Here is a 14593-nt window from a genome sequence, read left to right as displayed (position 1 = left end):
GACCATGCAGGCGCAAGAGCCGCTGACGATCCTGATCGCCGAGGACAGTGCCGCCGACCGCCTGCTGTTGTCGACCATCGTCCGTCGTCAGGGGCATTCGGTGCTGACAGCGGCCAACGGCGCCGAAGCCGTCGAACTGTTCCGTAATCAGCAACCGCAACTGGTGTTGATGGACGCGATGATGCCGGTGATGGATGGCTTCGAAGCGGCGCGCCAGATCAAGGCGCTGGCCGGCGAAACCCTGGTGCCGATCATCTTCCTCACCTCGCTGACCGAAAGCGAAGCCTTGGCCCGGTGTCTGGATGCCGGCGGTGACGACTTTTTGGCGAAGCCCTATAACCAAGTGATCCTGTCCGCCAAAATCAAGGCGATGGATCGCTTGCGGCGCTTGCAGGCGACGGTGCTGCAGCAGCGCGACCTGATCGCCCGGCACCATGACTATTTACTCAATGAGCAACGCGTCGCCAAAGCGGTATTCGACAAAGTCGCGCACTCCGGTTGCCTGAGCGCGCCGAACATCCGCTACTTGCAATCGCCCTACGCGCTGTTCAACGGCGATCTGTTGCTCGCGGCCTACACCCCGGCGGGCGACATGCACGTGCTGCTCGGTGATTTTACTGGCCACGGTCTGCCGGCGGCGGTCGGTGCCATGCCGCTGGCCGAAGTGTTCTACGGCATGACCGCCAAGGGCTACGGCCTGGCCGAAACCCTGCGCGAGATGAACGCCAAGCTCAAGCGCATCCTGCCGGTCGATATGTTCTGTTGTGCGACGCTGCTGTGTCTGAGTGTTCAACGGCGATCGGTCGAGGTGTGGAACGGTGGCATGCCCGACGGCTACTTGCATCGTATCGCCACGGGAGAGCGCACACCGCTGGCGGCGCGGCACTTGCCGCTTGGCGTACTGAGCCCGCAGATGTTTGACGATCGCACCGAAGTGCACTCGATGGCGGCGGGGGATCGGGTGTTTCTGTTGTCCGACGGGGTGATCGACACCTGTGACGCCAATGACCAGTTGTTTGGTGTCGAGCGTTTACAGCAAGTGTTTGCCGCCAATCGCCAGCCGGATCGCCTGTTCGAAGAGATCGAGCAAGCATTGCAGGATTTTCGCGGCGAGGCGCGTGACGATGTGAGCATGGTCGAAGTCAGCCTGCTTGACGCGGTGCGGCTCAATCCGTCGGCGCCGGTGTATTCCGACAGCGGCCAGTCGTGTCCGCTGGACTGGTCGGTGAGTTTCGAGTTCCGTGGCGCCACGCTCAGGCGCTTCAATCCATTGCCGTTCTTGTTGCAGTTGATGATGGAAGTCCATGGCCTGCGCGCCCAGAGCGGAGCGCTGTACAGCGTGCTCGCCGAGCTGTATTCGAATGCGCTGGAGCATGGCGTGCTCGGTCTGGATTCCAGTCTCAAGCGCGATGCCTCGGGATTCGCCCGCTACTATGAACAACGCAATGCGCGCCTTGAGGCGTTACAGGATGGTTATGTGCGCGTGCATTTGCAGATTACGCCACAGGGCGCGGGCGGTTGCCTGGTGGTGCGGGTCGAAGACAGCGGCAAGGGTTTTGATGTGGCGCGCGTGATGGAGCGGCCGCTGGATGGTGTCCGTCTGTCGGGCCGTGGGGTCAGCCTTGTGCGGCAACTGGCCGCAAATGCTGGCTGGTCCGACGATGGTCGCAGTGCCCGCGTGGAGTTTTTCTGGGAAGCTCTGGCATAATCCGCGCATTCTTGATCAAGGAGTGAGCAAGTGGCTGATAAACATGTGGATCGCGACGTGCTCAACACGTTGCACGAGGTCATGGAGGAGGCTTATCCGGAATTGCTGGATACCTTCCTCGTCGATTCCGACAATCGCCTGCGCGAATTGCAGCAGACGGCCGACGCCGAGGTGTTGTCTTCCGTCGCCCATAGCTTCAAGGGCAGCAGCAGCAATATGGGCGCAACCCGCCTCGCCGAGCTGTGCCAGGAGCTGGAACAGCACGCGAGGGAAAAAAGTCCCTCCGAAATCCTCAAGCTGGTGGCCGACATCCATAGCGAGTTCGGCGAAGTGCGCCCGGTTTATGAGGCTGAACGCCTGCGTTCCCACGCCCATTGAGTCAACCGCCCGGCGCTTTTCTATCGCGCCAGGCGAAACTGGCCCGACGCTTGCAACCATCTCTGGCACCTGTACCTACGATCCCAGTGCAGCGGAGACCGTGTCATGCCTGCAAGTCCCAACATTTTTCTTCAGACCGCCGCCCAGGCCAAGGCGCAAGCCGCCTCTGCCAAACCATCGGCAGTGGCCCCAGAGCCCGGGGACAAGGCTTCCGGCTTCGCTAAGGTGTTCGCCGACCAAGGTCAGAACAAGCCTTCAGTGTCTGCCGACAGTGCGCAGAAAACCGCGCGTGACAAGGTTTCTGACGGCAGCGGTAAAAAGGATGTCAGCAAGGAACAGTCTGCCGCCTCTGAGCCAGCCGTTGCCGATAGCGGCAATGCCTTGCCCGCCGACAAACCGGCAGCGGCGACTGAAGATAAAACCGCCAGCCACGACTCGACTGACACCGCGCAAACCCCAGTTGCCGACACGGCTCCGGTTGATCCGACGCTGGATCCCGCGCTGATAGCCGCCGTGCAGCCGCAGGTCACGCCGCCAGTTGTGCCGGCGCCGGTAGTCGACGCCTCGGCCAAGTCTGAGGTTGAAACACCGCTGGTCGCGGTATTGCCGGGGATCGTCAAAGACCCAGCGGCCACCGGCGACAGCGCATTCGATCCCGAGGCCGACCCGCTTGATGCGTTGCCGGCGGTGCGCATGGCGATGGAGCAGAGTGGGCACATCTCCGCTTCCAGCCAGGCGCAGCCCAAAGCTGCCACCAATCAGGCACAAGCCGACGGTGAATTGACCGCCGCGCAGACTTTTGCCACCGGCATGGCCAGCATGCTTGATGTGCAGGCGGACAAGGACAGCACCAGTCAGGGTGGTGAAAAGGCGTTCAGCGGTCTGCTCGACGATGGCCTGAAGGATCTGAAGTCGGCCACCAGCGACACCCGGGTCGATGACTTTGCCAACCGTCTCGCGGCACTGACTCAGGCAGCCACGCCGAAAACCGCGAATGCCGTGCCGGTGAATCAGCCGATCGCCATGCATCAGAGCGGCTGGACCGAAGAAGTGGTCAACCGTGTCATGTACCTGTCGAGCGTCAATCTGAAGGCGGCCGATATCCAGTTGCAACCGGCTGAGCTCGGGCGTCTGGATATCCGCGTGAACATGGTTCCGGATCAACAAACGCAAATCACCTTCATGAGTGCGCATCCGAGCGTACGCGAAGCCCTCGACGGTCAGATGCATCGCCTGCGCGACATGTTCGTCCAGCAGGGCATGGGCCAGGTTGACGTCAACGTGGCCGATCAGGGCCGTGGCTGGCAAGGTCAGGAACAGGCGCAGCAGGGGCAGGGTGGGCGCACCAGCGCTTCCGGCGGTCGTCTGGATTCGGTCGATGAAGAATTGGCGGCGGCCAGCGTGGCTGAAGCTGCTGCGCAGACCACTAGCGTGATCGGCACCAGCGCGGTCGATTATTACGCCTGACACACCGCGTAAAACTGTGGGAGCCAGCCTGCTGGCGATGAGGCCCTGGCAGTCAACATCTCAGTTGACTGGGGTGCCGCCATCGCTAGCAGGCTAGCTCCCACATTTGTTATGTGCGGCTCTCCAGATCACCCCTCCGACACTTCTGGCATAACACTTGCTCTTGCCTAGCCGTGCGACTGTGAAAACCCGATTAGTGACGGATTATTGGCATGGCGAAGAGCGAAGCAGCACCAGCGGTAAAAGACCCGGCAACCAAAGGCAAACTCAAGATGATCATCGTGATCGTGCTGGGGTTGCTGCTGGCGATCGGCGCGTCCGTGGGGGCGACCTGGTTCTTCATGCACAGCGCTCAGAGCAAGCCTGCCGAAGCGGCTGAAGCTGCCCCGGTCGGCAAACAACCGGCGATTTTCGAGCCAATGGCTCCGGCCTTCGTGGCCAACTACACGCAGAACGGGCGTCAGCGCTACATGCAGGTGAGCATCACCATGCTCGGGCGCAATCAGGCTGATCTCGAAGCGCTCAAAGTGCACATGCCGGTGATCCGCAACAACCTGGTCATGCTCTTCTCCGGTCAGGATTTCGCCACATTGGCGACGCCGGTCGGTCAGGAGATGTTGCGCCAGAAGGCTACAGCGAGCGTGCAGGAAGTGGCGCAGAAAGAGCTGGGCAAAGTGGTGATCGAACAGTTGCTTTTCACTAATTTCGTACTGCAGTAGGAACACGACATGGCCGTGCAGGATCTGCTGTCCCAGGATGAAATCGATGCGTTGCTGCATGGCGTCGACGATGGTCTGGTACAGACCGATAACGCTGCCGAACCCGGCAGTGTCAAAAGCTACGACCTGACCAGCCAGGATCGCATCGTCCGCGGACGCATGCCGACTCTGGAAATGATCAACGAGCGTTTCGCCCGTTACACCCGCATCAGCATGTTCAACATGCTGCGCCGCTCGGCGGACGTTGCTGTCGGTGGCGTGCAGGTGATGAAGTTCGGCGAATACGTGCACTCGCTGTACGTGCCGACCAGCCTCAACCTGGTCAAGATCAAACCGTTGCGCGGCACCGCGCTGTTCATTCTGGACGCCAAACTGGTGTTCAAACTGGTGGACAACTTTTTTGGCGGCGACGGCCGTCACGCGAAGATCGAAGGGCGTGAGTTCACCCCGACCGAACTGCGTGTAGTGCGCATGGTGCTGGAGCAGGCGTTCGTCGATTTGAAAGAAGCCTGGCAGGCGATCATGGAAGTCAACTTCGAGTACATCAACTCGGAAGTGAACCCGGCCATGGCCAACATCGTCGGCCCGAGCGAAGCAATTGTGGTTTCGACCTTCCACATCGAACTCGATGGCGGTGGCGGCGATCTGCACGTGACCATGCCGTACTCGATGATCGAGCCGGTACGCGAAATGCTCGACGCCGGTTTCCAGTCCGATCTCGACGATCAGGACGAGCGCTGGGTCAACGCCCTGCGCCAGGACGTGCTCGACGTCGATGTACCGATTGGTGCCACCGTTGCTCGTCGTCAGCTCAAGCTGCGCGACATCCTGCACATGCAGCCGGGGGATGTGATCCCGGTCGAGATGCCGGAAGAAATGATCATGCGCGCCAACGGCGTGCCGGCCTTCAAGGTCAAGATGGGCTCGCACAAAGGCAACCTCGCGTTGCAAGTGATCGAGCCGATCGAGCGCCGCTGAAGCGGCGCGAAAATCCCCTACGCATTTAATTGAATTGTTGCCCGCCGAGGACACACGATGAACGACGATATGAACGCCCAGGACGACCAGGCTCTGGCTGATGAATGGGCGGCTGCCCTGGAAGAAACCGGTGACGGCCAATCCGAAATCGACGCACTGCTGGCTGCCGACGCATCCAGCGGCTCGCGACTGCCGATGGAAGAGTTCGGCAGCGTGCCGAAGAACAACGACCCGGTGACCCTAGACGGGCCGAACCTGGATGTGATTCTCGACATCCCGGTGTCGATTTCGATGGAAGTCGGCAGCACCGACATCAACATTCGCAACTTGCTGCAACTCAACCAGGGCTCGGTGATTGAACTCGATCGTCTGGCCGGTGAGCCGCTCGACGTTCTGGTCAACGGCACCCTGATCGCGCATGGCGAAGTGGTTGTGGTCAACGAGAAGTTCGGCATCCGCCTGACTGACGTGATCAGCCCAAGCGAACGCATCAAGAAGCTGCGCTGAGTGAAAAAGCTTCTCGGTTGTGTGCTCGGCGCAGTGCTGGTGTTGCCGTTCAGTGTGCTGGCGGCCGAGCCGGCTGCCAGCGCCACGGCTGCGGCTGCCGCCGTTCCCGCCGTCAGCGGCAGCGTCGCCGGGCAACTGACTCAGTTGGTGTTGGGGCTGTTGCTGGTCGTGGGGTTGATCTTCTTCCTCGCCTGGCTGATGCGCCGCGTGCAGCAGGCCGGGCCTGCGGGCAAAGGCCAGGTGATCGATCTGATCGCCTCGCGGGCACTCGGCCCGCGTGACCGTTTGCTGCTGGTGCAGGTCGGTAACGAGCAGATTCTGCTCGGTCTGAGCCCGGGCACCATCACCGCGCTGCACGTGCTCAAGGAGCCGGTCGTGGTATCGAGCCCCCCTGAAAAAGCGACCCCGGAATTTGCTCAGCATCTGTTGAAGATTCTCGGCAAGGATCAAAAGGATACGAAGTAATGGGTGCGTTGCGCATCGTCTTGACCCTGGCCCTGATGCTGGCCGCGCCGCTGGCACTGGCCGCCGATCCGTTGCAGATTCCGGCGATCACGCTGGGCACCAACGCCGACGGCGCGCAGGAATATTCGGTCAGCTTGCAGATTTTGCTGATCATGACCGCCCTGAGCTTCATTCCGGCGGCCGTGATCCTGATGACCAGTTTCACGCGAATCATCATCGTGTTCTCGATCCTGCGTCAGGCCCTCGGCCTGCAACAGACGCCGTCGAACCAGATCCTCACGGGCATGGCGCTGTTCCTGACGATGTTCATCATGGCCCCGGTGTTCGACCGGGTGAACAACGATGCGCTGCAACCGTATCTGGCGGAAAAACTCACCGCGCAGCAAGCGGTGGAAAAAGCTCAGGTACCGATCAAGGACTTCATGCTCGCGCAGACCCGCTCCAGCGATCTGGAGCTGTTCATGCGCCTGTCCAAGCGTACCGACATCGCCACTCCGGATGCCGCGCCGCTGACCATTCTGGTGCCAGCCTTCGTCACCTCCGAACTTAAAACCGCGTTTCAGATCGGCTTCATGATCTTCATCCCGTTCCTGATCATCGACCTGGTGGTCGCGAGCGTGCTGATGGCCATGGGTATGATGATGCTCTCGCCGCTGATCATTTCCCTGCCGTTCAAAATCATGCTGTTCGTGCTGGTGGATGGCTGGGCGCTGATCATCGGCACCCTGGCCAGCAGTTTCGGAGGTGTTTCGCCATGACGCCAGAAGTCGCCGTCGATATCTTTCGTGAAGCCTTGTGGCTGACCACCATGATGGTGGCGATTCTGGTAGTGCCGAGCTTGCTGGTGGGGCTGTTGGTGTCGATGTTTCAGGCGGCCACGCAGATCAACGAACAGACCCTGAGCTTCCTGCCGCGTCTGCTGGTGATGCTGGTGAGCCTGATCGTCGCCGGCCCATGGATGGTGCAGACCTTCATGGAGTACATCATCCAGTTGTACAAAAACATTCCGCTGGTGATCGGCTAAGCCATGCAGTCGCTGTTGCAGTTGACCGACACTCAGATCAGTACCTGGGTGGCGAGTTTCATGTTGCCGCTGTTTCGCATCGGCTCGCTGCTGATGGTGATGCCGGTCTTCGGCACTACCCTCGTACCGAAACGCGTGCGTCTGTATCTGGCGCTGGCGATCACTGTGGTGATCACGCCGGGTTTGCCGCCGATGCCTGCGGTGAGTCCGCTGGATCTGAGCGGGTTGCTGCTGATTGCCGAGCAGATTCTGATCGGCGCATTGCTTGGCTTTTCTCTCCAGCTGTTTTTCCAGGCGTTCGCCATCGCCGGGCAGATCGTTGCGGTGCAGATGGGTATGGGCTTCGCGTCGATGATCGACCCTACCAACGGCGTATCGGTGGCAGTGATCGGGCAGTTCTTCACCATGCTGGTGACCCTGCTGTTTCTGTCGATGAACGGCCATCTGGTGGTGTTCGAGGTCATCACCGAGAGCTTCACCACCCTGCCGGTCGGCAGTGGCCTGACGGTCACGCATTATTGGGACGTGGCCACTAAACTCGGCTGGGTGCTTGGCGCTTCACTGTTGCTGGTTTTGCCTGCGGTGACTGCACTGCTGGTGATCAACATCGCGTTTGGCGTGATGACTCGCGCCGCGCCGCAACTGAATATTTTCTCCATCGGTTTCCCGCTGACCCTGGTGCTCGGGCTGTTCATTGTCTGGGTGGGGCTGGCGGATATTCTCAATCAGTACCAACCGCTGGCCACCGAGGCTTTGCAGTGGTTACGCGAACTGGCACGGGCGCGCTGAGTCATGGCTGAGAGCGAAAGCGGTCAAGACAAAACAGAAGACCCCACGGAGAAACGCAAAAAGGATTCCCGTGAGAAGGGCGAGATCGCCCGTTCCAAAGAGCTCAATACTCTGGCGATCATGGTCACCGGTACCTGCGCGCTGCTGATTTTCGGCGGCATGCTCGCGCAAGAGTTGATGGACCTGATGCGGATCAACTTCACGCTGACGCGCGAAGAGATCATGGATCAGACCTACATGGGCAAGTTCCTGATGCACTCCGGACTGATCGCGCTGGTGGCGATTCAACCGATCATGATCGCCCTGGTGCTGGCAGCGATCATCGGCCCGATTGCCCTCGGCGGCTGGTTGTTCGCGGCGGGTTCCCTGGCCCCGAAATTCAGCCGGATGAACCCCGGTGCCGGCATCAAGCGCATGTTCTCGATGAAGTCGGTAATCGAGCTGCTCAAGGCCCTGGCCAAGTTTCTGATTATTCTCGCGGTGGCGCTGGTGGTGTTGTCGAACGATGTCGACGACCTGCTGCGTATCGCCCATGAGCCGCTGGACCGGGCGATCATCCACAGCTTGCAACTGGTCGGCTGGAGTTCGTTGTGGATGGCCTGCGGCTTGGCGATCATCGCCGCGGTGGATGTCCCGGTGCAGATCTGGGAAAGCATCAAAAAGCTCAAGATGACCAAGCAGGAAGTGCGCGACGAGCACAAGGATCAGGACGGCAAGCCCGAGGTCAAGCAACGCATTCGTCAGTTGCAGCGCGAGATGTCGCAGCGGCGCATGATGGCGGCGATTCCGGATGCCGACGTGGTCATCACCAACCCGACCCACTACGCCGTCGCGCTCAAGTACGACTCGGAGAAGGGCGGGGCGCCGCTGCTGCTGGCCAAGGGCAGTGATTTCCTCGCGTTGAAAATCCGCGAAATCGCCGTGGCCAACAACGTCATGCTTCTCGAATCGCCGGCCCTCGCACGGTCGATCTATTACTCCACCGAACTCGACGAAGAAATCCCTGGTGGGCTGTATCTGGCGGTCGCTCAGGTACTGGCCTACGTCTACCAGATCCGCCAGCATCGCGCTGGCAAGGGCAAACGCCCGGATCCGCTCAAGGACGACCTGCCGATCCCGCCGGATCTGCGCCGCGATTCCTGACAAAGCCCAATCCGGCATGTACCTCGCCACAGGATCTGCGTATTACCGAGGATCAGGTACATCCTGCGGGTTTTGCGTGGCGGTGCAATTGTGCCATTCGTCCGAGGTCTCCCTTTACTGTCAACTCTGACAGGTGCCACCGCCGTGATTTTGCAGTTTGATGCAATGTGGTGCCGCGTAACTGGCGCTGTCATGCGAGCGAGTGCAAGGGAGCAGGACAATGAAAGGTATATTCAGCAGCTATGACGAAAAAACCGGTAGAGGCACCATCACTCCGAAACCCTCGGGACGTTGCCTTTCCTTTGCCGAAGCCACTGGTTTTTTTCTGACTGCCAAAGACTACCGATTCAGCATTTCATTGGCTGATGCCCTGCATGCGAACGTTAAAGTGGGCGGCGAGGTCGAGTTCGAGTTGCCGAGGAGCAAGCACGGAAAAGTCAAAATCCTCCGGTATTGATCAGCAGCTCGCTCTCAATACCCGCACAAACATTTGAAACGAAAAAACCGCCGTCCAGATTGAACTGGGCGGCGGCCTTTTTATGCCCGACCAAATGCCAATCCGGCACCTACCGAGATCATTGTGGCGAGGGGACTTGGCGAAACGTCGCACCGCCCCGTTGGACTGCGCAGCAGTCCCAGATCAGAAACCCCGATACAACTGAAGAAACGCTTATTGTGGCGAGGGAGCTTGCTCCCGCTGGGCTGCGCAGCAGACCCGAAACCAGTCACCGCGAACTTGCAGAGATACCGCGTGCTCAGGATTTACGACTGCTGCGCAGCCGAGCGGGAGCAAGCTCCCTCGCCACAAAGGGTGCCGGGTACAGATCAGCCCGGCAACTCCAGATTAGCCAGCACCCGATTCACCGCCAGCTCCCCGAGCATGATCAGTTGGGTGACACCCAGCAGCGTCCTGCGCTGCGACGCCGGCAAGAGGTAGGCGAAGTCGTTGGCGATGGTTCTGGCCGAAGCAAATGTTTCGCAGGCATCGACCAGCAGTTCCTCGTTTTTGCAGTCCGCGGTAACGGCGTACATCCCGCGGGTCTTGCGCGGAGGTGGAGTAGATCCGGGCGGGCAGAGATAGTGATCGAGCGCGCGGTCGGCGGCTTCGTTGAGTTTTCTTGAATCGAGGGATTCGTAGGGTGAGGTGGCGTCGATTTCTGGTGGGTTTGGCGTTGGTTTGATCATGGTGAAGCTCCTGAGGTTATGGAGCCACCCTTTCCCTGTCGCTAAACAAGTGAAGGTGGCAGCTGTACGCAGGTTAGCGAACCGGTCACAGGCACCCCGGTAGACCCAGAGGTCTCCCGCATACAGCCGCCATAACGTAATTTGCGGGCGAATAGTCCCACAACGAAGCCACGAACGCTGGTGCACTGAGATGGTCCGAGTCGCTAAACCCGATCGCTGATTCGTCAGCGACCGACCCACAATAGAACCCGACCCCAAAGCGCACAAGCCGGCCGATTCTGGCGTACGTGTAGGCAAAGGCGCAAGGATGCGTGGCCTTACGGACATGGCTTTAAACACTATTCAACGCTGACATCGAATCGACCTTAAACAAAAAAATCGCGCGCCCGCTTGGGGAGGGCACGGATGAAACCGGGTAAATAAATACGTCCCCTTTTTCCTTTTTTGCCGAGTGCACTGGTCTGTGTAGGAGCTGCCGGAGGCTGCGATCTTTTGATTTTGCTTTTAAAAAACAAGATCAAAAGATCGCAGCCTTCGGCAGCTCCACAGGGGGTAGTTGGCGATCTTTTTTGGCATGCGCAAAAGTTGGAAGGCTTCTTGCAATAGCCGCCGTACGCCCGCTTTGGGCGTCAAAAGTTTGCTTTAAAGGAACGGGGAAAACCGGTGGATCGCTCTCAGTTAATCAACACTGCACGCACAAACGTTGCCGACCTCAGTCGAGGCAATCTGGGCGTGCCGTTGTTGCTGCTGGTCATGTTGGCAATGATGATGTTGCCGATACCGCCGTTCCTGCTCGACGTGTTTTTCACCTTCAACATTGCGCTGTCGATTGTCGTGTTGCTGGTCTGCGTGTACGCGCTGCGACCACTGGATTTTGCGGTGTTCCCGACCATCCTGCTGGTGGCGACGCTGATGCGGCTGGCGCTCAACGTGGCGTCGACGCGGGTCGTCATGCTCCACGGTCAGGACGGCCATGCCGCCGCCGGTAAGGTGATCCAGGCCTTCGGTGAGGTGGTGATCGGCGGTAACTACGTGGTCGGTATCGTGGTTTTCGCGATCTTGATGATCATCAACTTCGTCGTGGTGACCAAGGGTGCCGGGCGGATTTCCGAGGTGAGCGCGCGCTTCACCCTCGATGCGATGCCCGGCAAACAAATGGCGATCGACGCCGACCTCAACGCCGGTCTGATCGACCAGAACCAGGCCAAGGCCCGTCGTACTGAAGTCGCACAAGAAGCAGAGTTTTACGGCTCGATGGACGGTGCCAGCAAGTTCGTACGCGGTGACGCCATCGCCGGCCTGCTGATTCTGTTCATCAACCTGATCGGCGGCATGGCCGTCGGTATCTTCCAGCACGACATGACCTTCGGCGATGCCGGTCGGGTTTACGCCTTGCTGACCATCGGTGACGGTTTGGTGGCGCAATTGCCATCACTGCTGTTGTCCACTGCCGCCGCGATCATGGTGACCCGTGCTTCCGGTTCGGAAGACATGGGCAAGCAGATCAATCGCCAGATGTTCGCCTCGCCGAAAGCGCTGGCGGTGGCTGCCGGTCTGATGGCGGTCATGGGCCTGGTGCCGGGCATGCCGCACTTCTCGTTCCTGAGCATGGCCGCGCTGGCCGCTGGCGGCGCCTACCTGTTCTGGAAGAAGCAGAACGTGGCCAAAGTCGTCGCGCTGCAAGAGGTCAAGCGTCAGCAGGAACTGCTGCCATCGCCGGCCCGCGCCATGGAAACCAAAGAACTCGGCTGGGACGACGTGACCCCGATCGACATGATCGGCCTCGAAGTTGGCTATCGCCTGATCCCGTTGGTGGATCGCAATCAGGGTGGTCAGTTGCTGGCGCGGATCAAAGGCGTGCGCAAGAAGCTCTCGCAGGATCTGGGCTTCCTGATGCCGACTGTGCATATCCGTGACAACCTCGATCTGGCACCGAGTGCCTATCGCCTCACCTTGATGGGCGTGATCCTCGCCGAAGCCGAGATCTACCCGGATCGCGAGCTGGCGATCAACCCCGGTCAGGTCTACGGCAGCCTCAACGGCATAACCGCCAAAGATCCGGCTTTCGGCCTGGAGGCGGTGTGGATTGAAATCAGCCAGCGCGCACAGGCGCAGTCACTTGGCTACACCGTGGTGGACGCCAGTACTGTGGTGGCAACGCACTTGAACCAGATTCTGTACAAGCACTCCAGTGAGCTGATTGGCCACGAAGAAGTGCAGCAACTCATGCAATTGCTGGCCAAAAGCTCGCCTAAACTGGCGGAAGAGCTGGTGCCGGGCGTGGTTTCGCTGTCGCAGTTGCTCAAGGTGCTGCAAGCGCTGTTGGCCGAACATGTGCCGGTGCGCGACATTCGCAGCATCGCCGAAGCCATCGCCAACAACGCCGCCAAGAGTCAAGATACCGCCGCGCTGGTGGCTGCGGTGCGGGTCGGCGTTTCGCGTGCCATCGTCCAAAGCATTGTAGGGACTGAGTCCGAGCTGCCAGTTATCACGCTGGAGCCAAGGTTGGAACAGATATTGCTCAATAGTCTGCAGAAGGCAGGACAAGGCTCGGAAGAGGGCGTTCTGCTGGAGCCGAGCATGGCCGAGAAGCTGCAGCGTTCGTTGATCGAAGCGGCCCAGCGTCAGGAAATGCAAGGTCAGCCGGTGATCCTGCTGGTAGCAGGCCCGGTGCGCGCGATGCTCTCGCGCTTTGGTCGCCTGGCAGTCCCTGGACTGCACGTGCTGGCCTACCAGGAAATACCGGATAACAAGCAAGTGACGATCGTTGCGACAGTAGGGCCCAACGGCTGAGGTAGTGGTACATGCAAGTTAAGCGTTTTTTCGCCGCCGATATGCGTCAGGCCATGAAGCTGGTTCGTGATGAGCTGGGCGCTGATGCCGCCATCATTGGCAACCGCCGCATTGCCGGCGGTGTCGAGCTGACGGCCGCGCTCGATTACAAGTTGTCGGCGCTGGCTCCGCGTGTTCCGAACATGGAACTCGAAGATGAGCTGCGCAAGACCCAGTCGCGCATCGTCACCGCCCAGGCCGAGCTGAGCCTGCGTGGCGAAGCCGACGGCAACACCAATCAACAATTGTTTTCAGGGCTGCCGTTGACCGCCGGCCTGCCGCTGACCGCTGCCGAGCCGTTGAGCGAGCCGACTTACGCCGCTCCGGCACGTCCTGCTCCAGCACCTGCGCAAGCCTCCGGCGGTATCGACCCGCGCGCGCTGGATTCGATGCGTTTCGAACTGAACAGTCTGCGCGAGCTGATGGAAGTGCAACTCGGCACGCTGGCCTGGAATCAGCTGCAAGGCAGCCGTCCGGCGCAGGCCAATCTGTATCGTCGTCTGCAACGCATCGGCCTGTCCGGCCCGTTGTCGCGCGATCTGCTGGCGCTGACCACCGAAATTGAAGAACCCCGTCAGGCCTGGCGCATGTTGCTCGCGCACCTGGCGCGGATGATCGCCACCCCGGAAGTCGAGCCACTGGAAGAGGGCGGCGTGATTGCCATGGTCGGCCCCGCCGGCATGGGCAAGACCACCACCCTGGCCAAACTCGCCGCACGCTACGTGCTCAAGTACGGCGCGCAGAACATCGCGCTGGTGAGCATGGACAGTTTCCGCATCGGCGCGCAGGAGCAGCTCAAGACCTTGGGCCGCATCCTCAACGTCTCGGTGACTCACGTCGACCCGGGCCAATCGCTGGTGCAGGCGCTGGATCCACTGCTGCGCAAACGCGTGGTGCTGATCGATACCGCCGGCCTGCAAGCCAGCGATCCGGCACTGCGCATGCAGCTCGAAAGTCTGGCCGGGCGTGGCATTCGCTCAAAAAATTATCTGGTATTGGCAACCACCAGCCAGAAACAGGTTCTAACCGCCGCTTATCACAGTTACAAGCGTTGCGGGCTTGCCGGCTGCATCCTGACTAAACTGGATGAAACGGCCAGCCTTGGCGAAGTGTTGAGCCTGGCGATCAGTCATGAATTGCCGGTCGCGTATCTGACCGACGGCCCACGGATTCCGGATGATTTGCATCTGCCGCGCCGTCATCAATTGGTCAGCCGCGCCGTCAGCGTGCAAATGCAGGAAGAACCCAGCGAAGAAGCCATGGCCGACATGTTCGCTGATATCTACCACAGTCCGACCAAGCAGGTTGGCTGAGGTAATGAACAGTTTTTGTACCTACATCGGTGGTCTGCCACGCATTGTTCCGGTTGTGAACGCGCAGCCAGTAATGTGGCCTCCG

Annotated in this window: 15 protein-coding genes; 14 read left to right on the top strand and 1 reads right to left on the bottom strand. The window is 60.1% G+C overall.

Features of this window, described 5'->3' with window-relative positions; all coding sequences use genetic code 11:
- The first annotated feature begins 4 nt into the window (after positions 1–4).
- From ACOI8A_RS23360 to ACOI8A_RS23305, 12 genes are all read left to right on the top strand, one after another.
- Positions 5–1708: an ATP-binding SpoIIE family protein phosphatase gene (locus ACOI8A_RS23360; protein ID WP_420647976.1), complete on the top strand. Its 1704-nt coding sequence runs from the start codon at positions 5–7 to the stop codon at positions 1706–1708.
- Positions 1709–1738: 30 nt separating this feature from the next.
- Positions 1739–2086, top strand: coding sequence for an Hpt domain-containing protein (locus ACOI8A_RS23355; RefSeq protein WP_420647977.1), 348 nt, complete (start codon positions 1739–1741; stop codon positions 2084–2086).
- Positions 2087–2191: 105 nt separating this feature from the next.
- The gene (locus tag ACOI8A_RS23350; protein ID WP_420647978.1) at positions 2192–3553 is read left to right on the top strand and encodes a flagellar hook-length control protein FliK; all 1362 of its coding nucleotides are present in this window, start codon (positions 2192–2194) and stop codon (positions 3551–3553) included.
- A gap of 212 nt (positions 3554–3765) precedes the next feature.
- The gene (gene fliL / locus ACOI8A_RS23345; RefSeq protein WP_420647979.1) at positions 3766–4272 is read left to right on the top strand and encodes a flagellar basal body-associated protein FliL; all 507 of its coding nucleotides are present in this window, start codon (positions 3766–3768) and stop codon (positions 4270–4272) included.
- A gap of 9 nt (positions 4273–4281) precedes the next feature.
- The gene (gene fliM, locus ACOI8A_RS23340) at positions 4282–5250 is read left to right on the top strand and encodes a flagellar motor switch protein FliM (protein ID WP_038363850.1); all 969 of its coding nucleotides are present in this window, start codon (positions 4282–4284) and stop codon (positions 5248–5250) included.
- A gap of 57 nt (positions 5251–5307) precedes the next feature.
- Positions 5308–5757, top strand: a complete 450-nt coding sequence (gene fliN / locus ACOI8A_RS23335; protein ID WP_042558227.1) for a flagellar motor switch protein FliN — start codon at positions 5308–5310, stop codon at positions 5755–5757.
- Positions 5758–6222, top strand: a complete 465-nt coding sequence (fliO, locus tag ACOI8A_RS23330; RefSeq protein ID WP_420647980.1) for a flagellar biosynthetic protein FliO — start codon at positions 5758–5760, stop codon at positions 6220–6222. It begins immediately after the preceding gene.
- The gene (gene fliP, locus ACOI8A_RS23325) at positions 6222–6980 is read left to right on the top strand and encodes a flagellar type III secretion system pore protein FliP (RefSeq protein WP_420647981.1); all 759 of its coding nucleotides are present in this window, start codon (positions 6222–6224) and stop codon (positions 6978–6980) included. The genes fliO and fliP overlap by 1 nt, the downstream gene beginning before the upstream one ends.
- On the top strand, positions 6977–7246 hold the full coding sequence (gene fliQ / locus ACOI8A_RS23320; RefSeq protein WP_420647982.1) for a flagellar biosynthesis protein FliQ: 270 nt from the start codon (positions 6977–6979) through the stop codon (positions 7244–7246). The genes fliP and fliQ overlap by 4 nt, the downstream gene beginning before the upstream one ends.
- Positions 7247–7249: 3 nt before the next feature.
- On the top strand, positions 7250–8035 hold the full coding sequence (fliR, locus tag ACOI8A_RS23315; protein ID WP_420647983.1) for a flagellar biosynthetic protein FliR: 786 nt from the start codon (positions 7250–7252) through the stop codon (positions 8033–8035).
- A 3-nt stretch (positions 8036–8038) separates the two neighbouring features.
- A complete protein-coding gene (flhB, locus tag ACOI8A_RS23310) occupies positions 8039–9178 on the top strand; it encodes a flagellar biosynthesis protein FlhB (protein WP_420647984.1) in 1140 nt (379 codons plus the stop codon).
- 220 nt (positions 9179–9398) lie between these two features.
- A complete protein-coding gene (locus ACOI8A_RS23305) occupies positions 9399–9635 on the top strand; it encodes a hypothetical protein (protein WP_420647985.1) in 237 nt (78 codons plus the stop codon).
- Between the two features lie 368 nt (positions 9636–10003).
- Here the strand turns inward: ACOI8A_RS23305 and ACOI8A_RS23300 are convergent, their stop codons facing one another.
- Complete coding sequence (locus tag ACOI8A_RS23300; RefSeq protein ID WP_420647986.1) at positions 10004–10363, bottom strand: DUF6124 family protein; 360 nt, start codon at positions 10361–10363, stop codon at positions 10004–10006.
- A gap of 663 nt (positions 10364–11026) precedes the next feature.
- Between ACOI8A_RS23300 and flhA the strand changes: the two genes are divergently transcribed.
- Positions 11027–13156: a flagellar biosynthesis protein FlhA gene (flhA, locus tag ACOI8A_RS23295; RefSeq protein WP_420647987.1), complete on the top strand. Its 2130-nt coding sequence runs from the start codon at positions 11027–11029 to the stop codon at positions 13154–13156.
- 11 nt (positions 13157–13167) lie between these two features.
- Positions 13168–14508 (top strand): flagellar biosynthesis protein FlhF, encoded by a 1341-nt coding sequence (gene flhF, locus ACOI8A_RS23290; protein WP_420647988.1) that lies wholly within the window; start codon positions 13168–13170, stop codon positions 14506–14508.
- Positions 14509–14593 lie beyond the last annotated feature (85 nt).

Source organism: Pseudomonas sp. P4795 (assembly GCF_048822895.1).
GTDB lineage: Bacteria > Pseudomonadota > Gammaproteobacteria > Pseudomonadales > Pseudomonadaceae > Aquipseudomonas.
Note: the sequence above shows the minus strand (reverse complement) of the source record. Positions and strands in the feature narration are given on the sequence as shown.